This is a genomic window from Streptomyces sp. NPDC005496 (genome assembly GCF_042872045.1).
In the GTDB taxonomy this organism is placed as follows: domain Bacteria; phylum Actinomycetota; class Actinomycetes; order Streptomycetales; family Streptomycetaceae; genus Streptomyces.
Genome location: NZ_JBIAJQ010000001.1, coordinates 120,743 through 145,508, shown reverse-complemented (window position 1 = coordinate 145,508; position 24,766 = coordinate 120,743). Strand labels below are relative to the sequence as shown.

The following is a 24,766-nucleotide window of genomic DNA, read 5'->3' as shown; positions in this document are numbered from 1 at the left end:
CGAGCCGCCCGGACGCGGACCGGCCCCGGCTCGCCTCAGCCCTGCTGCCGCGGCGCGCTCCTGATCACCGCGAAGCGCGCCCCGTAGGGGTCGGCGAGCTTGGCGATACGGCCCACGTCCGGCAGGTCCGTGGCGGGCATGCGCACCGTGCCGCCCAGCTCCTGGGCCAGCGAGACGGTGGCGTCGGTGTCCGTGACCTCGAAATACGGCAGCCAGTACGCGCCGCTCCCCGCCTCGGTGGGGTCGCCGGCCAGCGGGACGAGCCCGCCGAACATGCCCTCGGCCTCGGTGCCCGCCGGGTTGACGCAGGTATAGGTGCCGCCCGGGAAGGGCAACGCCGACGTCTCCCAGCCGAACACGGCGTGGTAGAACGCGGCGGCCGCCGGGACGTCCTGGGTGTAGAGCTCGATCCAGCGCAGGGAGCCGGGGTCGCCCGCCACGTCCACCCCCTTGATCCGGGCCGGCTGCCAGACGCCGAAGGGCACTCCCGCCTTGTCCGCGAGGACGGCCATGTGACCCTCGCCCATCACGTCCATGGGCGGCATGAGGACGGTGCCCCGGGCCTGCTCGACCGCCTTGGCGGTGGCCTGCGCGTCGGGGCTCTGGAAGTACACGGACCAGGACGGCGGGCCCTGCTCCGGGGTGGTCTGCATACCGCCGGCGGCGGTCCTCCCGTCGAGCTGGAAGAAGCCGTAACCGCCCGACTCGGACCCCGCCGACTGGAACCGCCAGCCGAAGAGGCTTCCGTAGAAGGACGTGGCGCCGTCGATGTCGGGGGTGCCGACGTCGACCCAGTTCGGAGCGCCGTCGACGAAACGGGTGGTGAGCATGATGTGCCCTCCTCCGGTGAGGGGTCCCGTTGCCTGCTCTGCCGAGTCTGGCACCGCCCACCGACAACCGCCGCCGGGCGTGCGGACGGGCCCCGGTGTCCGTCCGTGGCAGAGCGGCGCGGGGGCCGGGACCGGGCCTGACGGAGTTCCGGAATCCGTTCGCCCGTTCCGCGCGCCGCCGTGCGCCGGCCGGTCGGGCGGGGCCATAGTCGGGGTCCGCGAGGGGTTCGCGCCGAGTCGTTGATCCGGCGTTGATCGAACGTTTTTCGCCGCGCGGGACGATCCCGTCATGCACATCGACACGATCATCGAGCCCGACCTGGCGTGGCGGGAGCAGGCACTCTGCGCGCAGACCGGAGCCGACTTCTTCTTTCCCGAGCCGGGCAGCTCGGTGCGCGAGGCGAAGCGCATCTGCGGCATGTGCGAGATGCGCACCGCGTGCCTGGAGTACGCGCTGAACAACGACGAGCGCTTCGGCGTCTGGGGCGGCCTCTCCGAGAAGGAGCGGCTCGGCCTGCGGCGGGCCCAGGAGTGACCGCGGGCCGGCGGGCGGGCACACACACGCGTACGGCCGGTCCCGGGGGGAACCGGCCGTACGTGTCGAACGGGGTGAAGCAGGCGGGGCGGGCGGGGTGAGACGGCCGGGGCGGGCGGGTCAGCCGGCCGCGCGGGCCGCCATCCGCGCCTTGCGGGCCGCGAGCTTCTCGTCGAACTTGGAGGCCTCCGAGTCCAGGCCGCGCATGTAGAGCACGAGCTCCTCCTGCGCGCGCAGACCCTCCGGGCCGAGACCGTCCATCTCCAGGACCCTGAGGTGGCGCAGCACCGGCTGGAGCACGTCGTCGTGGTGGATGCGCATGTTGTAGACCTCGCCGATCGCCATCTGCGCGGCGGCACGCTCGAACCCGGGCATCCCGTGACCGGGCATCCGGAAGTTCACGACGACGTCGCGGACGGCCTGCATGGTCAGGTCGGGGGCGAGCTCGAAGGCGGCCTTCAGCAGGTTCCGGTAGAAGACCATGTGCAGGTTCTCGTCGGTCGCGATGCGCGCCAGCATGCGGTCGCAGACGGGGTCGCCCGACTGGTGCCCGGTGTTGCGGTGGGAGATGCGGGTGGCCAGCTCCTGGAAGGCGACGTACGCCACGGAGTGCAGCATCGAGTGGCGGTTGTCCGACTCGAAGCCCTCGCTCATGTGCACCATGCGGAAGGCTTCGAGCTTGTCGGGGTCGACCGCGCGCGAGGCGAGCAGGTAGTCGCGCATCACGATGCCGTGCCGGCCCTCTTCGGCGGTCCAGCGGTGCACCCAGGTGCCCCAGGCGCCGTCCCGGCCGAACAGGGAGGCGATCTCGTGGTGGTAGCTGGGCAGGTTGTCCTCGGTCAGCAGGTTCACGACGAGCGCGATCCGGCCGATCTCGGTGACCTTGGACTGCTCCTTGTCCCAGGCCTCGCCGTCCTCGAACAGCCCGGGGAAGTTGCGGGCGTCGCTCCACGGCACGTACTCGTGCGGCATCCAGTCCTTCGCCACCTTGAGGTGGCGGTTGAGTTCCGTCTCGACCACTTCCTCCAGGGCGTACAGCAGTCGAGCGTCGGTCCAGACGTTGGACGGGCTGCCGAGTTGGGGAGTGGTCGTCGTCACAGAAGCTCCAGGGGGACGTGCGAGCGGAGAGCGGAATTAACCTACGGCATCGTAGGCTACGTACCCGTAGGTTACGAGACCGTAGGTTAAGAACGCCGTAAAGGACGCTGATCAGCGGGTTCCCGCCTTCGGGCCGCACATGCGCGGACACGCAGGCCAAAGCACCGATCGGGTGAGGCCGGGCAGGTTCAGACGGACAGCTCTCGCAGCCGTACCGAGAGGCAGGTCACACAGCCTTCCAGCTTCTCGAACTCGCTGATGTCCACCGGCACCGGCTCGTACCCGAGGTCCGCGAGCAGCTCGGCGGTCTTCGGCGCGCTCGCCGCCATCAGCAGCTTTCCGCCGCCCAGCAGGACCACGTGCGCGCCGGACTCCTCCGGCACCGGCAGGAAGCGGGGGAACAGCGACGGCGTGTCCACCAGCGGGACGTGCCCGAGGACGGTGCCGTCGGGCAGCGCGGTGACCGCCGACTTCAGATGCAGCACCCTGCTCACCGGCACGGAGACGACCCGCGCCCCGAGCGGCTCGAAGGCCGCGCGCAACTGCTGCACCCCGGCAGCGTTGGTCCGCCCGCCGCGCCCCACGTACACGGTGTCGCCGATCTTGAGGGCGTCCCCGCCGTCGAGGGTGCCCGGATCCCAGATCCAGTTCACCGAGCAGCCGAGGCGGGCCACGGCCTCCTCCACGCCGGCGGTCTCGCCGCGCCGGGACTCGGCCCCCGGGCGCGTGATCAGCGCGACGTTGCGGAAGACGACCACCGTGTCCTCGACGAACACCGCGTCCGGGAAGTCGTCGGCGGGGTCCACCTCCACCGTCTCCCAGCCGTGCGTGCGCAGCGCCTCCGTGTACGCCTCCCACTGCGCGGCAGCGAGGTCGACGTCGACCTCCGCGCGCTCCAGGTGCGTCACCAGGCCCTCCGCGAGGCGGGGGCCGGGGCGGCGGACGAGGGCCTTCTTGCTGGGCACGTACGGATCTCCGAATCGGCAGGGGTCTGGCGCACATCATGCAGGCTGACCCGCCCGCACAAAAGCCCCCGCGGCCGGCGGGGGCGGGTCGGACCCGGTGAGGGCGCCGTGGCGCCCCCACCGGTGCGGCGGCTCAGGCGGGACGCGCGACCGCCTCCGCCGTCGTCTCGGTCACCTCGCCCCCCTCCAGCAGCAGCCAGCGCGTGATGCCGACCGACTCCAGGAACGGCACGTCGTGGGCGGCCACGATCAGCGCCCCCTCGTACGACTCCAGGGCCGCGGTGAGCTGCCGGACGCTCGCCATGTCGAGATTGTTCGTGGGTTCGTCGAGCATCAGGAGCTGCGGCGCGGGCTCCGCCAGCATCAGCGCGGCCAGCGTGGCCCGGAACCGCTCGCCGCCGGACAGGGTCGCCGCCCGCTGGTCGGCCCGCGCGCCCCGGAACAGGAAGCGGGCCAGCCGCGCCCGGATCCGGTTGTTCGTGGCGCCCGGCGCGAACCGGGCCACGTTCTCGGCGACCGTCAGCTCCTCGTCGAGGACGTCGAGCCGCTGCGGCAGGAACCGCGTCGGCACCTCGGCCCGCGCCTCCCCGGACACCGGCGCCAGCTCCCCGGCGATCGTCCGCAGCAGCGTGGTCTTGCCCGCGCCGTTGCGCCCGATCAGCGCGACCCGCTCGGGCCCGCGAAGGTCGAAGCCCCCTCGGACCCGGGCGCCGTATCGCAGTTCCAGGTCGCGCAGCGTGAGCACGGTGCGGCCCGGCGGCACTGCCGTGTGCGGCAGGTCGACGCGGATCTCGTCGTCGTCCCGTACGGCGAGGGCGGCCTCGTCGAAACGCTCCCTGGCCTCGACGAGCCTCTCCTCGTGCAGGATCCGGTGCTTGCCCGCGGACTCCTGCGCCGCCCGCCTGCGCGCTCCCATGACGATCTTGGGCTCGCGCTTCTGCTCGTACATCTTCTGCCCATAGCGTCTGCGACGGGCCAACTTGACCTGTGCGTCCGCCAGTTCGCGTTTCTGTCTGCGCAGGTCGGACTCGGCGACCCGCATCATGCGCTCCGCCGCCTCCTGTTCGCCGGCGAGCGCTTCCTCGTACGCCGAGAAGTTGCCGCCGTACCAGGAGACCTCCCCGGAGTGCAGTTCGGCGATCTGGTCGACCAGGTCCAGCAGTTCACGGTCGTGGCTGACCACCACCATGACCCCGGACCACGCCTCGACCGCCGCGTACAGCCGTCGGCGCGCGTACAGGTCGAGGTTGTTCGTCGGTTCGTCGAGCAGGAGGACGTCGGGGCGGCGCAGCAGCAGCGCGGCCAGCCGCAGCAGCACCGACTCGCCGCCCGAGAGCTCCCCGACGGTGCGGTCGAGACCGATACCGCCGAGACCGAGTTCGCCGAGGACCGCCTCCGCGCGCTCCTCGACGTCCCAGTCGTCGCCGACGGCCGCGAAGTGCTCCTCGGCCGCGTCGCCGGCCTCGATCGCGTGCAGGGCCGCGCGGGCGGCCGAGACACCGAGCACCTCGTCGACCCGCAGGGCGGTGTCGAGCGTGACGTTCTGCGGCAGGTAGGCGACCTCGCCCGTGACGTGCACCGTGCCGTCGCCCGGGGCGAGTTCGCCCGCGAGCAGTTTCAGCAGCGTCGACTTGCCGGCGCCGTTGGCACCGACGAGGCCGGTTCTTCCGGGGCCGAAGGAGACCTGGAGGTCCTGGAGGACGGGAGTGCCGTCCGGCCAGGCGAAGGACAGGGACGTACAGGTGACGGACGTGGGGAAGGTGGACATGACGCCTCGCGGTTGCCTGGTGCGGTCGGGGGAACGCGTTCGGGACACCGCGAGGTGACGACAGTCCGGGAGGGGCGGTGGAGAAGGGGCCCGTGCCGGGAGGACGGCTCATACGCCGAGGTCGCACGCTGCGCACACCGGTGCCGGACGGACCGGCTGTGTGTGACGCGGTGTCTCAGGACCTCAGACGAGCAACGTCCTTCTCCAATCGGCGGCAACAGGACCTTTCCACCGTAGGAAGGGGCTCCGGGGCTGTCAACGGGATTAAGAGGGGCGGCGGGGCGAGCCGACGCGCCGCCCGGCCCCTACCGCCTACGGTGGGCTCCGCCCCCCGACCACGTGAAGGAGACTCCGTGCCCGACGGCTCGCTCTCGCTGCCCGCCCGGCTCTACCTGCTGGCCTGGGACACCACGAAACTCAAGGTCAGCGGGGCGACCCACCTCCACCACCTGGTCCGCGCCGGCGCCCTCACCGAGCTGGCCCAGCGCGGGCTGCTCGCCGACGTCGACGGCATCGCCACCCCGGCCGACGCGGACGGCCGCACCGGCGATCTCGTCCTCGACGGCCTGCTGGAACTCGTGGAGGAGTCCCGCCCGCGGAAGTGGAAGACGTGGGTGACGCTGCGGGCCCGGGTCACCCTCGACGCCCTGCGCGCGCAGCTCGCCGCCGACGGCTATCTGCTGGCGCGCAAGAAGCGGGTGCTCGGGATCTTCCCCTCCGTGGAGTACGAGCTGGCGCGGGTGCCGGTGGTGGCGGCGCTGCGCGAGGAGGCGCGGCAGGTGCTGGAAGGGCCGCGGCCCGTCGCCGAGATCTCCGACCGTGACGCGGCGCTCGTCGCGCTGGCCGCGGCGGCGGAACTGCGCCCGTTCGTGTCGGGCAGGGACCGCAAGCAGCACAGGGCGCGCATCGAGGAACTCACCGAGCGCAGCGGCGCGGCGGCCCCCGCGCTGAAGAAGGTCATCCAGGAGGTGCGCACGGCGATGATCGTCGCGGTGACGGCCGCGTCGACCGCCGGGGCGGGGACGGGCGGCTGAGCGAGGCACGGGGCCGGCCGCCCGAGCGGGTGGCCGACGTCGGGCGGGGCCCTTCGGCCGGGCGGCGCCGCCTCACGCACATGTCGGATTCTCGCCAGCCGGCCCTGGGGGAGGGGTGGTTGGCTCCTGTCCATGACGCATCACGACACCTCCGCCCTGCACGCCTCCGCCGTCGCCTTCCGCGCCCTGCACGTCCCGGGCCGCCCGCTCGTGCTCCCCAACGCCTGGGACACGGTGAGCGCGCTGCTCGTCGAGGATGCGGGCGCGGCCGCGCTGGCCACCACCAGCGCGGGAATCGCCTGGGAATTGGGCGCTGCCGACGGGAACCGCCTCGACCGCGGGCAGGCCCTCGCCGCGGTCGAGCGGATCGCCGCCCGGGTGCGCATCCCGGTCACGGCGGACATCGAGAGCGGCTACGCGGACGACGCCGAGGGCGTCAAGGACACCGTCCGGGCGGTACTCGCGGCCGGAGCCGTGGGCGTGAACATCGAGGACGCGCTGCACGACGGCGAGGGCCGGCTCCGTCCGGTGGACGAGCAGGCGGGGCGCATCGCGGCGGCCCGCGCGGCGGCGGACGAGGCGGGCGTGCCGCTCTTCGTCAACGCGCGCACCGACACCTTCCTGAGCGGCGGCGGCAGCGTCGAGGAGACCCTGGAGCGGGCGGCCGTCTTCGTCGCCGCCGGAGCGGACGGCGTCTTCGTCCCCGGTGCCGCGGACCCGGCGGTCGTCAAGGCGCTCGTCGAGGGCATCGACGCGCCGCTGAACGTGATGGTCGGCCCCTGGATGCCGGCCGGCGTCCCCGAACTGGCCGCGCTCGGCGTCGCCCGGGTCAGCGCCGGGGCGGTCGTCGCACAGGCGGCGCACGCCCTGGTCCGTCGTGCGGCGCGGGAGCTGCTGGGCACGGGGACCTACGAGACGCTGGCGGACGGGCTCGACTACGGAGAGCTCAACAGCCTGATCGGCGGCGGCCGTTAGGACGGATCCGCGGTCACCGTCGCGGTCGTACGCGGTCGGCACGCGTTGTCGGCGCGTGTCCCGCGTCGGCTCCGTGAGGTCAGCACGCGTCCCGGATCAGCTCGGCGAGGTCGTGGTCCAGATCGAGGTGGAGGTGCTCCAGACCGAAGGGCACCAGCTCCGTCGTACGCTCCAGGAAGCCGCGCACCTCGCCCGACCGGACGTGCACCACGGCGGTGCCCTCGGGCGCGTGGAACTCCAGGACGGTGCGGTCGTACCCGTACGGCCGCACCCGTACGTCGCCGTCACCCTCGGGGCCGTCGAGCCCGTCCACGAGCAGCTCCCGGGCGAAGGTCCAGCAGACCTCGACGCCTTCGAGCGTGGCCGGGGCGGGGAACGTCATGCGGACGGCGAACGGGTCGCGCCGGTCGTAGTGGAGCGTTGCGGGAATGCTCGGCATCCGCGGCGCGGCGGCGACGAGTCGGGCCTCTACGGGCTGCTCGATGACGATGGACAACGCCTTGCTCCCTTGTGACGGCTGGACGGACTCCGGACGGACGAGATCTGGCACTTGAAGAGACGATGGAATGAGCCAATCCGTGCACATGAAAGTCGAGTGACCTCTGTCACCGAGTTCATTCGGAGTGACGAACGTTCCGTTTGGTGATCCGTTTCTCACCCCGTCGCCGACTGACACCCAGGAGGACACCCGCTCGTGGCCCGCGGGTTCCCGCCGGAGGCCATCTGGACGGCACCGGGACAGTGGGCTAGCTTCGCCCGCCATGAAGGGCTTGGGGAAGACGAGACGTACGCGCCGGACGGTCACCGTGGGACTCTGCGCGGCGGCCCTCGCCGCCGCGCTGACGGCACCCGCGCAGGCGGAACAGGCACGGAGCGGGACGCGAGGGGGCGGGGCCGGACCGCACTGGGCCCTCAAGGACACCGGCACGGACGTACGGTTCCGCGGGCTGTCCGCCGTCGGCCGGGACACCGCCTGGGTGGCCGGCTCCAAGGGCACCGTGCTGCGCACCACGGACGGCGGCACCCACTGGCGGAACGTCTCGCCGCCCGGCGCCGCCGACCTCGAACTCCGCGACGTCGAGGCGTTCGACGGGCGCCGCGCCGTCGTCCTGGCGATCGGCGAGGGCGAGGCGTCCCGCGTGCTGCGCACCGACGACGGGGGCGCGACCTGGACCGAGTCCTTCCGCAACACCGACGCCAAGGCGTTCTACGACTGTGTCACGTTCTTCGACCACCGCCACGGGCTCGCGATGAGCGACCCGGTGGACGGCAGGTTCCGCATCCTGTCGACCGACGACGCCGGCCGCTCCTGGAAGGTGCTGCCGAGCGCCGGGATGCCCGCGGCACTGGAGGGCGAGGCCGGCTTCGCGGCGAGCGGTCAGTGCCTGGTGACCTCCGGTCCCCGTGACGTCTGGCTCGCCACCGGCGGGGCCGCACGCGCGCGTGTGCTGCACTCCGCGGACCGCGGCCTGACCTGGACGGCCGCCGACTCCCCGATCCCGGCGGGTGATCCCGCCCGCGGCGTCTTCGCCCTCGCCTTCCGCGACCGGGCCCACGGCCTCGCCGTCGGCGGCGACTACCGCGCCGACCAGCCTTCGCCGCGGGCCGCCGCCGTCACGCGCGACGGGGGACGCGACTGGACGCCCGCCGCCCGGCCCCCGTCCGCCTACCGCTCCGGCGTCACCTGGCTCCCGCACAGCCGCTCCCGCGCGCTCGCCGTCGGTCCCACGGGCACCGACCTGACCACGGACGGCGGCCGCACCTGGCGCACGGTGGACACCGGTTCGTACGACACCGTGGACTGCGCGCCGGACCTGGGCTGTTGGGCGTCGGGCGAGAAGGGCCGGGCGGCACGGCTGGAACGCTGACGCCCGCTCGCCGTGCGGCGCGCCAGGGGCCGTGTTTGCGTGGGGACTCGGGGTACCCGCCCGGACGGAAAGGGCGGTACCCGTCCCACGACGAAAGGAAGTGAGCCGTCATGCCCCGAGGCTCGAGTCCCAAGCGGGAACGCCAGTACGAGCACATCAAGGAGAGCGCGCAGGACCGCGGAGAGAGCAAGGGCCGCGCCGAGGAGATCGCGGCGCGCACCGTGAACAAGGAGCGCGCCCGCGCCGGCGAGTCCAAGACCGCGAGCCGCACGTCCACGAAGGACATGTCGTCCGGCGAGCGCGGTGGCCGGCGCTCGCACCAGGGCTCGCAGGGCCCGACGTACGACCAGCTGTACGAGGAGGCCAAGCGGCGCAAGATCCAGGGCCGCTCGGACATGAACAAGCAGCAGTTGCAGCGCGCGCTCGGCAAGTGACGGACCCCTTCGGCCGGGGCGCCCCGCAGCCCCCGTCCGAGCGGGCACGGTCCCCCGTGACGGCGAGGAGGATGCCGCCGTCACGGGGGACCTCCGTCTGAAGACCGGCGGTGCCCGGCGCCACCGGCGGTACCGGGCAACGCCGGCGGGACGGTCGTGCCCCCGTCCTCGACGGTCACGAGCGGCCGACGGCAGCGCGCCGACCCGGCGACCGGCCACCGGTACCGCGCCGGCCCGGGTGTCCGGGCCACCCAACTCGCCGACCCAGGCCTCGCGTTGATGGCATCCTCAGCAGCCGGCCCGTCCCGGCCGGGCGCCCGCCCCGTCCGGCGGAGAGGCGAGGCGATCGGCCCCGTACGCTCGTCACCACCATGACGACCGTACCCATCCCGGCGGGCTGGCCCGCCACCGAAGAGCAAGCGCGCGCCACGCAGGACGAGTTGCGGGCGCGGGTCGTGCGCGACGAGCCCGGACCGCCGCCCGGCAGCGGCCACGTGACCGGCGTCGACGTCGCGTACGACGACGAGCGGGACGTCGTCGTGGCCGCCGCCGTCGTGCTGGACGCGGCGACCCTCGACGTCGTCGCCGAGGCCACCGCCGTCGGCCAGGTCTCCTTCCCGTACGTGCCCGGGCTGCTCGCCTTCCGCGAGATCCCGACCGTCATGGCCGCGCTGGACGCCCTGCCCCTCGCCCCCGGTCTCGTCGTCTGCGACGGTTACGGACTGGCGCACCCGCGCCGCTTCGGCCTCGCCAGCCACCTCGGCGTCCTCACCGGGCTGCCCACGATCGGCGTCGCCAAGAACCCGTTCACCTTCACGTACGAGGAGCCGGGCGCCCGGCGCGGCAGCGCGTCCCCGCTCCTCGCGGACGGGGAGGAGGTCGGCCGGGCGTTGCGCACCCGGGACGCCGTGAAGCCGGTGTTCGTCTCCGTGGGCCACCGGGTCGACCTCGACACCGCGAGCGCACACACCCTCGCGCTCACACCGGAGTACCGGCTCCCGGAGTCCACCCGCAGAGCGGACGCCCTGTGCCGGCGCGCCCTGAAGGAAGCGACGGGCGGAGTGGCGTGAAGTGGCCGTCGCAGGACGGTCGTCGGCGTGGCGGCACCCTCGCCTCTGAGTACCCGGTGCCGTCGGCCGCCGGGAACTGAGTAGCTGTACGGATGCCGTCACCCCGGCGGCGTCGGCAGGCTGGCCCGCATGACGACGCACCGGTCCCACAGAGCCCCCACTCCGCCCCTGCACCCCGGCCGCCCCGTGGAACGCGCGGTGACGGTCGCCCTCGTGCTCGCCGTGATCGCGGCGCTGGGCTGGACGGCCGGCATGGTCTACACGGTCCTGGGATGGCCGCTGTAGGCGAGGCGGCCGCCGGGGAGCGGCTCCCGCGAGGAAGCCGCCCCGCCCGCCCCTGCGGTCATCGCGTGGCCGCGACCCGTAAGGCGACCCCTGGCCCTGCGGTCACCGCGTGGCCGCGACCCGGAAGACGATCCCCGCCCGGCGGAGGCGTTCCGTCAGGGCGTCGCCCATCGCCTGCACCGTCGTGACCTGCCCGGCGGTCGCGGGGAGTTCGTCGAACGCGAGCGACAGCGCGCCCTCTGCGAGGATCTTCGCGGTCTCGCCGTAGCCCGGGTCACCGCCCGAGACCTCCGTGTAGACGCGGCGCCCACCGCCCTCGCCGACGAACCGCACCGAGAACCAGCTCCTCGCCCGCTTCTCCTCGCCGGGCCCTTCCCCGGGCCTGACCCGGCCGGACAGCCAGCGCCGGGCGGGCGGCACCTGGGCCGCCGCGAAGAGGGCGCTCACGGCGGCGACCCCGCCCAGGGCGACCGGCAGGTGCTCGACGGCCGCGTAGTGCCGGTAGCGGAAGTCGGGCCCATACCGTTCGAGGGCCCGCGCCGAGCGCTGCACGACCTGGGGGTCGATCGTGGGCAGCGGCAGCGCCCACGCGCCGACCTCCTTGGCGAACCGCGGCGCGCTCGGCGGCGCGTACGCCCGCCGGCCCACCAGACGCGGCTCGTGCCGCCGGCGGTCCCGTGCCGCGGCCAGGACGTGCCGGCCGCGCGCGAACTGGTTGAGCGCGGAGGCGAACGTGCCGCCGGAGAACATCCCCTGCACACGGACGAACCCGTCCACGGTCAGCGGCACCCCCTCGGGCAGCTGCCGCACCGTGAAGTACGCCCCGAGGTCGTGCGGGACGGAGTCGAAACCGCAGGCGTGCACCAGCCGCGCCCCGGTCTCCCGCGCGCGTGCGTCGTGCCGGACGTACATCAGGTCCACGAACTCCGGCTCGCCGGTGAGGTCGACGTAGTCGGTGCCGGCGTCCGCGCAGGCGGCCACCAGTTCCTCGCCGTACGTCAGATAGGGCCCCACGGTGGTGGCGACCACGCGCGCGCTGCGGGCGAGTTCGCGCAGCGAGTCCGGATCGGACACGTCGGCCCGGAGCACCCCGACCTCCGAGGTGGCCCCGAGACTCTTCCGGAGCCGTTCGAGCTTCTCGGTGCTGCGCCCGGCGATCGCCCAGCGCAGCCCCTCCGGCGCGTGCGCCGCGAGGTACTCCGCGGTGAGTGCGCCGACGAAGCCGGTGGCCCCGAAGAGCACGATGTCGTACGCCCGCCCCGCCCTGTCCTGCATGGTCATGACACCTCTCAGCAGTCCGTCCCGCGCCATTGCCGGTGGCTGAGGCTAGCGTGAGGTGCGGCGGGCCGAACGGCGAGGGGCCGAGACGGCCGGAAATTGACTAAGCGCTTGCTCGTCAGGGGCTTGTCCGGTGTGGAACACGTCTTTAACATCGCTGATGTCACATCAGTGGTGTCACAGTGCTGGGGGCCCGATGGCAGCGGCAGGGACGGCAGGGCACGGTCCGCTCGCCGGGGTGCGCGTGGTGGAGCTGGCGGGCATCGGGCCCGGCCCGTTCGCCACCATGCTCCTCGCCGACCTCGGCGCTGACGTCGTGCGCGTGGACCGGCCGGGCGGCGCGGGCCTCGCGATCGACCCGGCGTACGACGTCACCAACCGGAACAAGCGGTCGGTGGTCGTCGATCTGAAGGCGGAGGACGGAGCGGAGCGCGTCCTGGACCTGGCGCGGCGCGCGGACGTCCTGATCGAGGGCTACCGCCCCGGCGTCGCCGAGCGCCTCGGCGTCGGTCCCGGGGCCTGCCACGCCCGCAACCCGGCGCTCGTCTACGGGCGCATGACCGGCTGGGGCCAGGAGGGACCGCTCGCCGCGCGCGCCGGCCACGACATCGGGTACATCGCCCTGACCGGCACCCTCGGCATGATCGGCGACCCGCAGAGCCCGCCGCCGGCCCCCGCGAACCTCCTCGGCGACTACGCGGGCGGCTCGCTCTACCTCGTCGTCGGCGTCCTCGCCGCCCTCCACCACGCCCGCGCGACCGGCGCCGGACAGGTGGTGGACGCGGCCATCGTCGACGGCACCGCGCACCTCTCCGCGATGATCCACGGCATGCTGGCCGCGGGCGCCTGGCAGGACCGGCGCGCGGCCAACCTGCTCGACGGCGGCGCCCCCTTCTACGGGACCTACGAGACGGCCGACGGGAAGTACATGGCCGTGGGCGCCCTGGAGCAGCGGTTCCACGACGAGTTCACGGAGCTGCTCGGCCTCCCCGCCGACGCCCCGGCCCGGCAGGACGTGTCCCGCTGGGGCGAACTGCGCGAGAGTGTGGCGGCCCGCTTCCTGACCCGTACCAGGGACGAGTGGACGGCCGTCTTCGAGAACTCCGACGCGTGCGTGGCACCGGTCCTCTCGCTGCGCGAGGCCCCGGCCCATCCGCACCTCGCCGCACGCGGCACCTTCAGCGACCACGGCGGCATCACCCAGCCCGCCCCCGCACCCCGCTTCTCCGCCACCCCCACCTCCGTCCGCCGCGGGCCCGCCCTCCCGGGCGCCGACACCGCCGACGTGGCCCGCGACTGGGGCCTGCCCCACCTCGCGGAGCCCGGCGACCCGCGGCACAGCGACCCGAAGGACGACGACATGCACGGCAGCGACACCGAGGACGGCCACTGATGGAGCTCTCCGTCCCGCTCGACTACGCGGGCGACCCCCGGCAGGCCGCCGACGAGGTGGCCGCCCTGGAGTCCGCCGGTCTGGACGCCGTCTGGGTGGCCGAGGCCTACGGCTTCGACTCGCCCACGATCATGGGCTACCTGGCCGCCCGCACCGAGCGCATGAGGATCGGCGCCGCGATCCTGAACGTCTACTCCCGCACCCCCGCCCTCATCGCCCAGACGGCCGCCGGACTCGACGCCGTCTCCGGCGGCCGCGCCCTCATCGGCCTCGGCGCCTCGGGCCCCCAGGTCGTCGAGGGCTGGCACGGAAAGGCGTACGACAAACCGCTGGGCCGCACCCGCGAGGCCGTCGAGCTGACCCGCCGCATCCTGCGCCGCGAGATCATCGACCACCACGGCATCACCGACATGCCGAGGCCCGGCGGCCTCGGTAAGCCGCTGAAGATCCTCACCAGGCCGGTGCGCCCCGAAGTACCGCTGTACATCGCCTCGCTCGGCCCCGCCAACGTGCGCCTGACCGCCGAGATCGCCGACGGCTGGCTGCCGACCCTCTTCATCCCGGAGAAGGCGCACCAGGTGTGGGGCACCGCCCTCGTGGAGGGGACGGCCCGCCGGGACCCGGCCCTCGGACCGTTGCAGACCGTCGCCGGCGGCGTGCTCGCCATCGGCGAGGACGCGTCCGCCCTGCGCGACCTCGCCCGCCCGCGGATCGCGCTCTACGTGGGCGGCATGGGCGCGCCCGGCAAGAACTTCTACAACGACCTCGCCGTGGCGTACGGCTACGAGAAGGAGGCCGCCCTCATCCAGGAGCTCTACCTCTCCGGGAGGAAGCGGGAGGCCGAGGCGGCCGTGCCCGACGAGTTCTGCGAGCTGATGTCGCTCTGCGGACCCGAGAGCTACGTGCGTGAGCGCGTCGAGGCCTTCCGCGAGGCGGGCGTCACCATGCTGAACGTCACGCCCGTCGGCGAGGAGCCGGCGAAGTTGGTCGAGACCGTCAAGAACTGGCTCTAGGGGGCCCCGGCAATGAAACGGCAGATCTTCTCCGCCGAGCACGACGCGTTCCGCGAGACCGTCCGCACCTTCCTGGCCAAGGAGGTGCTGCCCCACTACGAGCAGTGGGAGAAGGACGGCATCGTCTCGCGCGAGGCCTGGCGGGCGGCCGGGAAGCAGGGCCTCCTCGGGCTAGCCGTGCCCGAGGAGTACGGGGGCGGCGGCAACAGCGACTTCCGCTACAGCGCCGTACTCGCCGAGGAGTTCACGCGCGCCGGGGTCTCCGGCCTCGCCCTCGGCCTGCACAACGACATCATCGGGCCCTATCTGACCGGCCTGGCCACCGAGGAGCAGAAACGGCGCTGGCTGCCCGGGTTCTGCGACGGCTCGCTGATCACGGCGATCGCGATGACCGAACCGGGCGCGGGCTCCGACCTCCAGGGCATCAGGACGCACGCCGAGGACCGGGGCGACCACTGGCTGCTCAACGGCTCCAAGACGTTCATCTCCAACGGCATCCTCGCCGACCTGGTGATCGTGGTCGCGCGGACGACTCCCGAGGGCGGGGCCAAGGGGCTGTCGCTGCTGGTAGTCGAGCGGGGCACGGAGGGCTTCGAGCGCGGCCGGAACCTGGACAAGATCGGCCAGAAGTCGCAGGACACCGCCGAGTTGTTCTTCCACGACGTCCGCGTGCCCAAGGAGAACCTCCTCGGCGAGCGCGACGGCGCCTTCGTCCACCTGATGACGAACCTGGCGCAGGAGCGCATGGGCATCGCCGTCGCCGGGATCGCCGCGGCCGAGCACCTGCTGGAGATCACCACCGCGTACGTCAAGGAGCGCGAGGCCTTCGGCCGGCCGCTGTCCAAGCTCCAGCACATCCGCTTCGAGATAGCCGAGATGGCGACCGAGTGCGCCGTCACCCGCACCTTCCTCGACCGCTGCATCGTCGACCACGCGAACGGCGAACTCGACGCGGTGCACGCCTCGATGGCCAAGTGGTGGGCCACCGAGCTGCAGAAGCGGGTCGCCGACCGCTGCCTCCAACTGCACGGCGGCTACGGCTACATGACGGAGTACCGCGTCGCCAGGGCCTTCACCGACGGACGCATCCAGACCATCTACGGCGGGACCACCGAGATCATGAAGGAGATCATCGGCCGTTCCCTGCTCGGCTAACCCTCCTGCCCTTCCCGAAAGGCCTCATCGTGAGCACCGAAGCGTACGTGTACGACGCGATCCGCACCCCGCGCGGCCGCGGCAAGGCGAACGGCGCCCTGCACGGCACCAAGCCCATCGACCTGGTCGTCGGACTCATCCACGAGATCCGCGACCGCTTCCCGGGCCTCGACCCGGCCGCCATCGACGACATCGTCCTCGGTGTCGTCGGCCCGGTCGGCGACCAGGGCTCCGACATCGCGCGCATCGCCGCGATCGCCGCCGGACTGCCCGACACCGTCGCCGGCGTCCAGGAGAACCGCTTCTGTGCCTCGGGCCTGGAGGCCGTCAACCTGGCCGCGATGAAGGTCCGTTCGGGCTGGGAGGACCTGGTCCTCGCGGGCGGCGTCGAGTCGATGTCCCGGGTGCCGATGGCCTCGGACGGCGGCGCCTGGTTCGCCGACCCGATGACCAACATGAACACCAACTTCGTGCCACAGGGCATCGGCGCCGACCTCATCGCCACCATCGAGGGCTTCACCCGCCGCGACGTCGACGAGTACGCGGCGCTCTCCCAGGAGCGCGCCGCCGCGGCCTGGAAGGACGGCCGCTTCGAGCGGTCCGTCGTGCCGGTCAGGGACCGCAGCGGCCTGGTCGTCCTCGACCACGACGAGCACCTGCGCCCCGGCACCACCGCCGACTCGCTCGGCAAACTCAAGCCCTCCTTCGCCGACATCGGCGAGCTGGGCGGCTTCGACGCCGTGGCCCTGCAGAAGTACCACTGGGTCGAGGAGATCGACCACGTGCACCACGCGGGCAACTCCTCCGGCATCGTCGACGGCGCCTCCCTCGTCGCCGTCGGCTCGCGCGAGGTCGGCGAGCGCTACGGCCTCACCCCGCGCGCCCGGATCGTCTCCGCCGCCGTCTCCGGTTCCGAGCCGACCATCATGCTCACCGGCCCCGCGCCCGCCACCCGCAAGGCGCTCGCCAAGGCCGGCCTGACCATCGACGACATCGACCTGGTCGAGATCAACGAGGCGTTCGCGGCGGTCGTGCTGCGGTTCGTGAAGGACATGGGCCTGTCCCTCGACAAGGTCAACGTCAACGGCGGCGCCATCGCGCTGGGCCACCCGCTCGGCGCCACCGGCGCGATGATCCTCGGCACCCTCGTCGACGAACTGGAGCGCCAGGACAAGCGCTACGGCCTCGCCACGCTGTGCGTCGGCGGCGGCATGGGCATCGCCACGATCATCGAGCGCCTGTAACTCCCCAGCGGCTTACGAGACCTACACGGAGAGACCTCCTCATGACCGAGAGCACCACCATCCGCTGGGAACAGGACGAGACCGGCGTCGTCACCCTCGTCCTCGACGACCCGAACCAGTCCGCCAACACGATGAACCAGGCCTTCCGGGACTCCATCGCGGCGGTCGCCGAGCGCGCCGAGTCCGAGAAGGACTCCATCCGCGGCATCATCTACACCTCCGCCAAGAAGACCTTCTTCGCGGGCGGCGACCTCAAGGACATGATGCGGGTCGGCCCCGAGGACGCCCGGCGCGCGTTCGAGGCCGGCACGGCGATCAAGTCCTCGCTGCGCCGCATCGAGACCCTCGGCAAGCCGGTCGTCGCCGCCCTCAACGGCGCGGCCCTCGGCGGCGGTTACGAGATCGCCCTCGCCTCCCACCACCGCGTCGCCCTGGACGCCCCCGGATCCAAGATCGGCCTGCCCGAGGTCACCCTCGGCCTGCTGCCCGCGGGCGGCGGCGTCACCCGCACCGTACGCCTCATGGGCATCGCCGACGCACTGCTGAAGGTGCTGCTCCAGGGCACCCAGTACTCGCCGCGGCGCGCCCTGGACAACGGCCTCGTCCACGAACTGGCCGCCACGCCCGAGGAGATGCTCGCCAAGGCGCGCGCTTTCATCGACGCCAACCCCGAGTCCCAGCAGCCCTGGGACAAGCCGGGCTACAAGATCCCGGGCGGTACGCCGTCGAACCCCAGGTTCGCCGCCAACCTGCCCGCCTTCCCCGCCAACCTGAGGAAGCAGCTGAACGGCGCCCCCTACCCGGCGCCGCGCAACATCCTCGCGGCCGCCGTCGAGGGCTCGCAGGTCGACTTCGAGACCGCGCTGACCATCGAGGCCCGGTACTTCACCGAGCTGGTCACCGGGCAGACCGCCAAGAACATGATCCAGGCGTTCTTCTTCGACCTCCAGGCGGTCAACTCCGGCGCCAACCGGCCGGACGGCATCGAGCCGCGCCCGGTCCGCCGGGTCGCCGTCCTCGGCGCCGGCATGATGGGCGCGGGCATCGCCTACTCGTGCGCGCGGGCCGGCATCGACGTCGTTCTGAAGGACGTGTCCGCCGAGGCCGCGGCCAAGGGCAAGAACTACTCGGAGAAGCTCTGCGCCAAGGCCGTCTCCCGGGGCCGCACGACCCAGGAGAAGGCGGACGCGCTGCTGGCCCGCATCACCCCGACCGCCGACCCACAGGACCTGGCCGGCTGCGACGCCGTGATCGAGGCCGTCTTCGAGGACACCTCGCTCAAGCACAAGGTGTTCCAGGAGATCGAGCACATCGTCGAGCCCGACGCGCTGCTGTGCTCCAACACCTCGACGCTGCCCATCACCGCCCTCGCCGAAGGTGTGGAGCGCCAGGACGACTTCATCGGGCTGCACTTCTTCTCGCCCGTCGACAAGATGCCGCTGGTGGAGATCATCAAGGGGGAGCGGACCGGCGACGAGGCGCTGGCGCGGGCGTTCGACCTGGTCCGCCAGATCAACAAGACCCCGATCGTGGTGAACGACTCCCGCGGTTTCTTCACCTCGCGCGTCATCGGCCACTTCATCAACGAGGGCGTCGCGATGGTCGGCGAGGGCATCGAGCCCGCGTCCGTCGAGCAGGCCGCGGCACAGGCCGGCTATCCGGCCAAGGTCCTCTCGCTCATGGACGAGCTGACCCTCACCCTGCCGCGCAAGATCCGTGCGGAGTCCCGGCGCGCCGTCGAGGAGGCGGGCGGCACCTGGGCGACCCACCCGGCCGAGGCGGTCATCGACCGGATGGTCGACGACTTCGGCCGCACCGGGCGCAGCGGGGGAGCGGGCTTCTACGAGTACGGGGAGGACGGCAGGCGCGGCAGGCTCTGGCCCGGACTGCGCGAGCACTTCACGAAGCCGGGCCACCGCATCCCGTTCGAGGACATGCAGGAGCGGATGCTCTTCTCGGAGGCGCTGGACACGGTCCGGCTCCTCGAAGAGGGCGTCCTGACCTCCGTGGCCGACGCCAACATCGGCTCGATCCTCGGCATCGGCTTCCCCGGCTGGACGGGCGGTGTGCTCCAGTACATCAACGGGTACGAGGGCGGCCCCGCCGGCTTCGTCACGCGCGCCCGTGAGCTGGCCGAGCGCTACGGCGAGCGGTTCACGCCCCCGGCCCTGCTCGTGGAGAAGGCGGAGAAGGGCGAGAAGTTCAGCGACAAGTAGGGTCGGTCCAGGTCGCGAAGGGTGACTGTCCGTCATAAAGGCGCTCTGTGAGCCTCTTGACGGGCAGTCACCTCGGTCCTTGTGTTCCGCGGACGGTCCTCCCCGGTGGTCCGAACGCGCTCTTGTCCGCTGCCTGACGGGTCGTCACACTCGGCCCATGGAGACGCGTACCGCCCTGGTGACCGGAGCGGCTCAGGGCCTCGGGCAGGAGTTCGCCGTCGCGCTCGCCGGGCGCGGCTACCGGGTCGCCGGTCTCGACACCGTCCCGCAGCCGCAAACGGCCGGACGCGTCCTCGACTACGTCGAGCTGGTCGCGGACGTCACCGACGGGATGCATGTACGGCGGTCGCTGGAGCGCGTCATCGAACGGTTCGGCACCCTGCACGTCCTCGTCACCGTCGCGAGGGCGCTCCCGGAGGCGGACTTCGAGGACCTCACCCCGGGGGAGTGGCGGCGTGTCATGGGCGCCGGCCTCGACGTGCCCTTTCTCCTGGCCCGCGCCGTGCTGCCGTACCTCAAGGCCGCGGGCTGGGGACGGATCGTGAACGTCGTGCCGCCGGCCGTCCGCCCGCCGGGAGTCGCGCGCGTCGCCGCCCAGGCCGGGCTGAGCGGCTTCACCCGGTCGCTGGCCGCCGCGCTGCGCCCGTACGGCATCACCGTGAACGCCATCGTCCCGGGCGCCGTGCGCACAGGGGCCGGGCGAACCGCCGACGCGGACGGCGGCCGGGTTCGGGTCGCGCCGCGCACGCGGGAGCGGTCCGGCCTCGTCTCCTCGCTGCTGCACCTCGTCGACGAGGGCGGCGGCTCCGTCACCGGCCAGACCCTGGAGGTGAGTGGCGGCGCGTGACAGCCCGGTTCAGGACTCCTTCAGCCACTCGCGCAGCTCCTCCTTGAGGGAGCGCTGGAAGGTGGTCAGCAGCGCCTGCACCACGAGCGGCTGCATGTGCGCGGACAGGGACTTCACCGCGGCGACGGACTCGCTCTCACCCACCGCCTCCCGCAGCAGCGTGGACAGCTCGTGCGCCGCCGCCCGCGAGTGCTCCAGCAGGACGGTGCGCGCCGCGAGGACCGCCTCGTGCGCGATCGGCAGGCCGAGGAGCTGCACGCCGAGCCGGAGCAGCCCCGTGTCCACGCCGAAGCCGCCGGGGGTGCGCACGATCAGGCCCATCGCGGTGAGCCGGTCCAGCTCCTCCTCGTCCAGCGGCCGGCCCGCCCGCCGCTCCAGCTCCTCCCGCGACACCTCCTGCGCCGTGTCCGGCGCCCACGAGGCGACCACCGCGCGGTGGACGGCGAGGTCCCCGGCGCTCAGGTCCGGGGGCAGCTGCCCGAGGTAGCGCTCGATCGCGGCCAGCGTCATGCCCTGGCGCTGGAGCTCCTCGATGAGCGCGAGCCGGCCCAGGTGCAGGGGGCCGTAGTGCCCGACGCGCCGGGGGCCGATCACGGGCGGCGGGAGCAGGCCCCTGCTGCTGTAGAAGCGGACCGTGCGGACCGTGACGCCCGCCCGCGCGGCCAGTTCGTCGACCGTGAGCGTCGGCTCCTCGGTGTCCGTCGTCATGGCAGCCCCTCGCCTGTCCGGGTGATGCGGTCATCCGGTGCAACAGTATTGCTGTCTCACCGGTGCTGTGAAAGCGCGCGCCGGGTCCCACTGGCACCGTCCGCCCCTGTGGGGGAGCCGTGAAGTCCATGATCGCCGTGTGAGACGTGCCGCCGTGTGACGTGAAGCACCGCATGCGAGGTGATCTCCGGGGCAGGTGCCGCCTTGGTCTGTGCCCCGACAGGGACGGCGCGGGCCAGACACATCCGGACACCCGCGTACGCCGTACGCCGGGGCACCAGAGAGTTGATCCACCCGTGAGCAAGGACGCCGTAGACACAGCCGGAGACGCATCCCGCGTCGAGGGCCACCCCACCCCCGCGGACGCGGGAGACGCCGGCTACAGCAAGGACCTCAAGCCCCGCCACGTCAACATGATCGCGATCGGCGGCGCGATCGGCACCGGACTCTTCCTCGGAGCCGGCGGCCGGCTCCACGACGCGGGGCCCGCGCTGGCCCTGGCCTACCTCGTCTGCGGCGTCTTCGCGTTCTTCGTCGTCCGCGCCCTCGGCGAGCTGGTCCTCTACCGGCCCTCCTCCGGGTCCTTCGTGTCGTACGCGCGGGAGTTCCTCGGCGAGAAGGGCGCGTACGTCGCCGGGTGGATGTACTTCCTCAACTGGTCCACGACCGGGATCGCCGACATCACCGCGATCGCGCTCTACACGCACTACTGGAGTCTGTTCACCGACATCCCGCAGTGGGTGCTCGCCCTGGTCGCGCTGGCGGTGGTGCTGGCCGTGAACCTGATCTCGGTCAAGATCTTCGGCGAGATGGAGTTCTGGTTCGCGATCGTCAAGGTCGCCACCCTCGTCGCGTTCATGCTCATCGGCATCTTCCTGCTGGTCACCGGACGCGACGTGGGCGGGAGCACCCCGGGCGTGGGCGTCATCACGGACCACGGAGGATTCCTGCCGCACGGGGTCATGCCGGTCGTCCTGGTGATGCAGGGCGTGATCTTCGCGTACGCCGCGCTGGAGCTGGTCGGCGTCGCCGCGGGCGAGACCGCCGAGCCCGAGAAGGTCGTCCCGCGCGCGGTGAACTCGATCATGTGGCGGGTCGCCGTCTTCTACGTCGGCTCGGTGGTCCTGCTCGCCCTGCTGCTGCCCGGCTCGGTCTACTCCGCGGGCGAGAGCCCCTTCGTCACGGTGCTGTCGAAGATCGGCGTGCCCGCCGCCGGCGACGTCATGAACCTGGTGGTCCTCACCGCGGCCATGTCGTCCCTGAACTCCGGCCTGTACTCCACCGGCCGCATCCTGCGCTCCATGGCGATGGCCGGCTCCGCCCCGCGGTTCACCGCCCGGATGAACCGCAGCCAGGTGCCGTACGGCGGCATCCTGCTGACCTGCGCGGTGTGCGTGCTCGGTGTCGTCCTGAACTACCTGGTGCCGAGCCAGGCGTTCGAGATCGTCCTCAACGTCGCCTCCCTCGGCATCATCAGCACCTGGGTGATCATCATGATCTGCCACCTGGTGTTCGTCCGCCGCGCCCGGGAGGGCCTGCTGACGCGGCCGTCCTTCCGGCTCCCCGGCAGCCCGGTCACCGAGATCGCGACGATCGTCTTCCTCGTCGCCGTGCTGGGCCTGATGGGCGACGACCCGGAGGTCGGCCGCAAGACGCTGCTCCTCGTCCCGCTCGTCGCGGTGCTGCTGGTCGGCGGCTGGTTCGCCGTCCGGCGCCGCGTCTCGCAGGCCGCGGACCGGGAACTGACCGGGCTGACCGAGCGGCCGTGACGGGCGGACAGTGCCCTGCGGGCGAGGGTGACTTTCGGTCAACTATGGCGCGGACGCGCGTAGGTTGTGCACACGTGAACGGGTAGGCCACGGGTATGGATCTCCTTCCGTACCCGGTCGGTCCGCTCAACCCCGAGGTCACCGACCTCGTCTTCGCGCTGCCGCTGCTCGCCGTGGTGTACCTGTGCCTCGCCCGGACGCTGCGGCGGCTGGGCCGGGCCCGGGCGGCCCGGCGCGACGCGACCGAGGGCACCGCGCGGCGGGCCGCCGCCGTACGGGCCGCCGCGGAGGCGGACCGCGCCCGGACGGAGCGGCTCCTGGCCGACGCGCACCACGACGCCGTCCTCACCCGGCAGCGGGCCCGCGAGGAGGGTGCCGCCCGGCTCGCCGCGGCCCGCGAGGACGGCCGGCGCGAGCAGGACGCCCTCGTCGCGCGGGCACGGGACCGCGTCGCGTCCGAGCGGGCCACCGCCGACGCCGAACTCCGCATGACAGTCTCGGAGCTGGCCTCGGAACTCGCGAGCCGCATCGTCGGCGAACCGGCCGACGCCCGCACCGAGCCCGGGAGCTGACGGGACCGCCCGTCCGCCCCGGGAGGGGACGGACGGGCGGCGGACGTCGCGCTCCCCGGCCGGGGGACCAGCGTCAGTGGACGGAGTCGGTCGCGGCGATCTTCTTCCAGGACCGGGGCCGCTCGGGCGCACCCTTCGCACCCGCCGCCTGCTCGCGCGCGATCGACGCGTCCCGCGCCGCGGGCGCGCCCGGCTTCGACGGCTGGTACAGCCAGGTGTCGAAGAGCGGGGCGAGCGACGCTCCGGACACCTTCTCCGCGTACTTCCTGAAGTCCTCCACGGACGCGTTCCCGTACGCGTGCTCCTTCGGCCAGCCCTTCAGGACGGCGAAGAACGCGTCGTCGCCGATCTCGTTGCGCAGCGCCTGCACCGCGAGCGCGCCCCGGTCGTAGACGGCGATGTCGAACTGGTGCTCAGGACCGGGGTCGCCGGGCGCGACCGTCCAGAAGGGGTCGTCCGCCGGGTGCGACGCGTAGACGTAGTCGGCGAGTTCCTGCGTGGTGCCCTCGTCCTCGTGCTCCGACCACAGCCACTGCGCGTACCGCGCGAAGCCCTCGTTGATCCAGATGTCCTTCCAGGCGGAGAGGGACACGTCGTCGCCGTACCACTGGTGGGCCAACTCGTGCACGACGACGGAGGTGTTGGACCCGTTCGCGAACTGGCGCGGGCTGTAGAACACCCGCGTCTGGGTCTCCAGCGCGTACCCGGTGGTGGTGTTCGGGACGTAGCCGCCGACCGAGTTGAAGGGGTACGGGCCGAAGTAGCCCGTCAGCCAGTCGGTGATCTCCGCGGTCCGCTCCACGCTCGCGCGGGCGGCCCCGTCGTTGCTCCCGAGGTCCTTGCTGTAGGCGTTGACGACGGGGACGCCGTCGGAGGTCGTCCCCGTGGTGATGTCGAACTTCCCGACCGCCAGCGTGGTCAGGTACGTGGCCTGCGGTTTGTCGGACCGCCAGTTGTAGCGGGTCCAGCCGAGCCGTGAACTGGTCGACTGGAGCGTGCCGTTGGAGATGGCCTGGGTGCCGTCCGGCACCGCCACCGACACGTCGTACGTGGCCTTGTCGCGCGGGTGGTCGTTGCTCGGGTACCACCACCACGCCGCCTCGGGCTCGTCCGCGGCGACGGCCCCGTCGGGGGTGCGGTGCCAGGTCGAGAAGCCGTAGGCGGTCTTGGTGGACGGCACCCCGCTGTAGCGCACGACGACCGTGACCGGCGTGCCCTTCGCGAGGGGCCGGGCCGGGGTGATCTCCAGCTCGTGCTCGCCCGAGGCCGTGAACGACGCCTTCGCGCCGTTGACCCGCACCTCGCTCACGTCGAGCAGGAAGTCCAGGTCGAACCGCGACAGGTCCTGCGTCGTCGTGGCCAGGAGGGTCGCCGTCCCCTCCAGTTCGTCCGTCCGGGGCTGGTACTTCAGCCGCAGGTCGTAGTGCGATACGTCGTATCCGCCGTTGCCGTAGGCCGGGTAGTAGGGGTCGCCGATGCCCGGCGCACCGGGCAGCTGGCCGGCCGCCGACGCCGGGATCGCCAGCAGGAGGGAGGCCGCGAGCGCGCCCGGGGCGATGAGTCTGCGGTGCACAGGAGCTCCAAGTCGTAGGGTCACGGAGTCTGTTCGGAGACTATTCAGCCGCCGCGGCTTCGTCGTGTCCACGGCACCTCCCGTCACACGATCGCCATTCGGCCGACATGCGCCACCCCGACGTACACACCTTGCA

At 72.6% G+C, this 24,766-nt stretch carries 22 protein-coding genes and 1 pseudogene; 15 read left to right on the top strand and 8 right to left on the bottom strand.

What is annotated here, in order from left to right:
- Positions 1-35 precede the first annotated feature (35 nt).
- Positions 36-830: a VOC family protein gene (locus tag ACFYQQ_RS00655; RefSeq protein ID WP_356166222.1), complete on the bottom strand. Its 795-nt coding sequence runs from the start codon at positions 828-830 to the stop codon at positions 36-38.
- 289 nt (positions 831-1,119) lie between these two features.
- Here ACFYQQ_RS00655 and ACFYQQ_RS00650 point away from each other — a divergent pair, with 289 nt between their 5' ends.
- Positions 1,120-1,365: a WhiB family transcriptional regulator gene (locus tag ACFYQQ_RS00650; protein WP_355787592.1), complete on the top strand. Its 246-nt coding sequence runs from the start codon at positions 1,120-1,122 to the stop codon at positions 1,363-1,365.
- Between the two features lie 120 nt (positions 1,366-1,485).
- Here ACFYQQ_RS00650 and ACFYQQ_RS00645 read toward each other — a convergent pair whose 3' ends face one another.
- The 3 genes from ACFYQQ_RS00645 to ACFYQQ_RS00635 form a co-directional block, all read right to left on the bottom strand.
- The gene (locus ACFYQQ_RS00645; protein WP_355787594.1) at positions 1,486-2,463 is read right to left on the bottom strand and encodes an acyl-ACP desaturase; all 978 of its coding nucleotides are present in this window, start codon (positions 2,461-2,463) and stop codon (positions 1,486-1,488) included.
- Positions 2,464-2,651: 188 nt separating this feature from the next.
- Complete coding sequence (ddaH, locus tag ACFYQQ_RS00640) at positions 2,652-3,428, bottom strand: dimethylargininase (RefSeq protein WP_355787597.1); 777 nt, start codon at positions 3,426-3,428, stop codon at positions 2,652-2,654.
- A gap of 133 nt (positions 3,429-3,561) precedes the next feature.
- On the bottom strand, positions 3,562-5,196 hold the full coding sequence (locus ACFYQQ_RS00635) for an ABC-F family ATP-binding cassette domain-containing protein (protein WP_355787600.1): 1,635 nt from the start codon (positions 5,194-5,196) through the stop codon (positions 3,562-3,564).
- A gap of 353 nt (positions 5,197-5,549) precedes the next feature.
- Here ACFYQQ_RS00635 and ACFYQQ_RS00630 point away from each other — a divergent pair, with 353 nt between their 5' ends.
- Positions 5,550-6,230, top strand: coding sequence for a GPP34 family phosphoprotein (locus ACFYQQ_RS00630; protein ID WP_355787603.1), 681 nt, complete (start codon positions 5,550-5,552; stop codon positions 6,228-6,230).
- Between the two features lie 132 nt (positions 6,231-6,362).
- Positions 6,363-7,205 carry an isocitrate lyase/phosphoenolpyruvate mutase family protein gene (locus ACFYQQ_RS00625; RefSeq protein WP_388902683.1) on the top strand — a complete coding sequence of 281 codons (843 nt, stop codon included), beginning with the start codon at positions 6,363-6,365 and terminating at the stop codon, positions 7,203-7,205.
- A gap of 79 nt (positions 7,206-7,284) precedes the next feature.
- Here ACFYQQ_RS00625 and ACFYQQ_RS00620 read toward each other — a convergent pair whose 3' ends face one another.
- Entirely contained in the window at positions 7,285-7,701 is a 417-nt protein-coding gene (locus ACFYQQ_RS00620; protein WP_355795810.1) for an SsgA family sporulation/cell division regulator, read from the bottom strand.
- Between the two features lie 265 nt (positions 7,702-7,966).
- Between ACFYQQ_RS00620 and ACFYQQ_RS00615 the strand changes: the two genes are divergently transcribed.
- The 4 genes from ACFYQQ_RS00615 (at position 7,967) to mmpA (ending at position 10,862) form a co-directional block, all read left to right on the top strand.
- Positions 7,967-9,073, top strand: a complete 1,107-nt coding sequence (locus tag ACFYQQ_RS00615; protein WP_356166206.1) for an oxidoreductase — start codon at positions 7,967-7,969, stop codon at positions 9,071-9,073.
- A gap of 110 nt (positions 9,074-9,183) precedes the next feature.
- Complete coding sequence (locus ACFYQQ_RS00610) at positions 9,184-9,507, top strand: plasmid stabilization protein (RefSeq protein ID WP_356166203.1); 324 nt, start codon at positions 9,184-9,186, stop codon at positions 9,505-9,507.
- 371 nt (positions 9,508-9,878) lie between these two features.
- On the top strand, positions 9,879-10,577 hold the full coding sequence (locus tag ACFYQQ_RS00605; protein WP_355792192.1) for an endonuclease V: 699 nt from the start codon (positions 9,879-9,881) through the stop codon (positions 10,575-10,577).
- 129 nt (positions 10,578-10,706) lie between these two features.
- On the top strand, positions 10,707-10,862 hold the full coding sequence (gene mmpA / locus ACFYQQ_RS00600; protein WP_355792189.1) for a morphogenic membrane protein MmpA: 156 nt from the start codon (positions 10,707-10,709) through the stop codon (positions 10,860-10,862).
- Positions 10,863-10,964: 102 nt separating this feature from the next.
- On the opposite strand, the gene ACFYQQ_RS00595 is transcribed toward mmpA, so the two are convergent.
- On the bottom strand, positions 10,965-12,143 hold the full coding sequence (locus ACFYQQ_RS00595) for a saccharopine dehydrogenase family protein (RefSeq protein ID WP_388902676.1): 1,179 nt from the start codon (positions 12,141-12,143) through the stop codon (positions 10,965-10,967).
- Between the two features lie 193 nt (positions 12,144-12,336).
- Between ACFYQQ_RS00595 and ACFYQQ_RS00590 the strand changes: the two genes are divergently transcribed.
- The 6 genes from ACFYQQ_RS00590 (at position 12,337) to ACFYQQ_RS00565 (ending at position 20,008) form a co-directional block, all read left to right on the top strand.
- Positions 12,337-13,533 carry a CaiB/BaiF CoA-transferase family protein gene (locus ACFYQQ_RS00590; RefSeq protein WP_355793872.1) on the top strand — a complete coding sequence of 399 codons (1,197 nt, stop codon included), beginning with the start codon at positions 12,337-12,339 and terminating at the stop codon, positions 13,531-13,533.
- The gene (locus ACFYQQ_RS00585; RefSeq protein WP_388902672.1) at positions 13,533-14,546 is read left to right on the top strand and encodes an LLM class F420-dependent oxidoreductase; all 1,014 of its coding nucleotides are present in this window, start codon (positions 13,533-13,535) and stop codon (positions 14,544-14,546) included. The genes ACFYQQ_RS00590 and ACFYQQ_RS00585 overlap by 1 nt, the downstream gene beginning before the upstream one ends.
- Before the next feature lie 12 nt (positions 14,547-14,558).
- Positions 14,559-15,701: an acyl-CoA dehydrogenase family protein gene (locus ACFYQQ_RS00580; protein WP_356237927.1), complete on the top strand. Its 1,143-nt coding sequence runs from the start codon at positions 14,559-14,561 to the stop codon at positions 15,699-15,701.
- A 29-nt stretch (positions 15,702-15,730) separates the two neighbouring features.
- Positions 15,731-16,945, top strand: a complete 1,215-nt coding sequence (locus tag ACFYQQ_RS00575) for an acetyl-CoA C-acetyltransferase (RefSeq protein WP_355784069.1) — start codon at positions 15,731-15,733, stop codon at positions 16,943-16,945.
- A gap of 41 nt (positions 16,946-16,986) precedes the next feature.
- Positions 16,987-19,161 (top strand): 3-hydroxyacyl-CoA dehydrogenase NAD-binding domain-containing protein, encoded by a 2,175-nt coding sequence (locus ACFYQQ_RS00570; protein ID WP_388902666.1) that lies wholly within the window; start codon positions 16,987-16,989, stop codon positions 19,159-19,161.
- 157 nt (positions 19,162-19,318) lie between these two features.
- On the top strand, positions 19,319-20,008 hold the full coding sequence (locus ACFYQQ_RS00565) for an SDR family NAD(P)-dependent oxidoreductase (RefSeq protein WP_356237928.1): 690 nt from the start codon (positions 19,319-19,321) through the stop codon (positions 20,006-20,008).
- Positions 20,009-20,017: 9 nt separating this feature from the next.
- Here the strand turns inward: ACFYQQ_RS00565 and ACFYQQ_RS00560 are convergent.
- Positions 20,018-20,750 (bottom strand): annotated as a pseudogene (locus tag ACFYQQ_RS00560) (MerR family transcriptional regulator).
- Positions 20,751-21,012: 262 nt separating this feature from the next.
- Here ACFYQQ_RS00560 and ACFYQQ_RS00555 point away from each other — a divergent pair.
- Both ACFYQQ_RS00555 and ACFYQQ_RS00550 read left to right on the top strand, forming a co-directional pair.
- Positions 21,013-22,485, top strand: coding sequence for an amino acid permease (locus ACFYQQ_RS00555; RefSeq protein ID WP_355792449.1), 1,473 nt, complete (start codon positions 21,013-21,015; stop codon positions 22,483-22,485).
- Positions 22,486-22,580: 95 nt separating this feature from the next.
- Positions 22,581-23,057 carry an ATP synthase F0 subunit B gene (locus ACFYQQ_RS00550; RefSeq protein ID WP_356166186.1) on the top strand — a complete coding sequence of 159 codons (477 nt, stop codon included), beginning with the start codon at positions 22,581-22,583 and terminating at the stop codon, positions 23,055-23,057.
- 73 nt (positions 23,058-23,130) lie between these two features.
- Here the strand turns inward: ACFYQQ_RS00550 and ACFYQQ_RS00545 are convergent, their stop codons facing one another.
- Positions 23,131-24,630 (bottom strand): M1 family metallopeptidase, encoded by a 1,500-nt coding sequence (locus ACFYQQ_RS00545; protein ID WP_356166184.1) that lies wholly within the window; start codon positions 24,628-24,630, stop codon positions 23,131-23,133.
- Positions 24,631-24,766 lie beyond the last annotated feature (136 nt).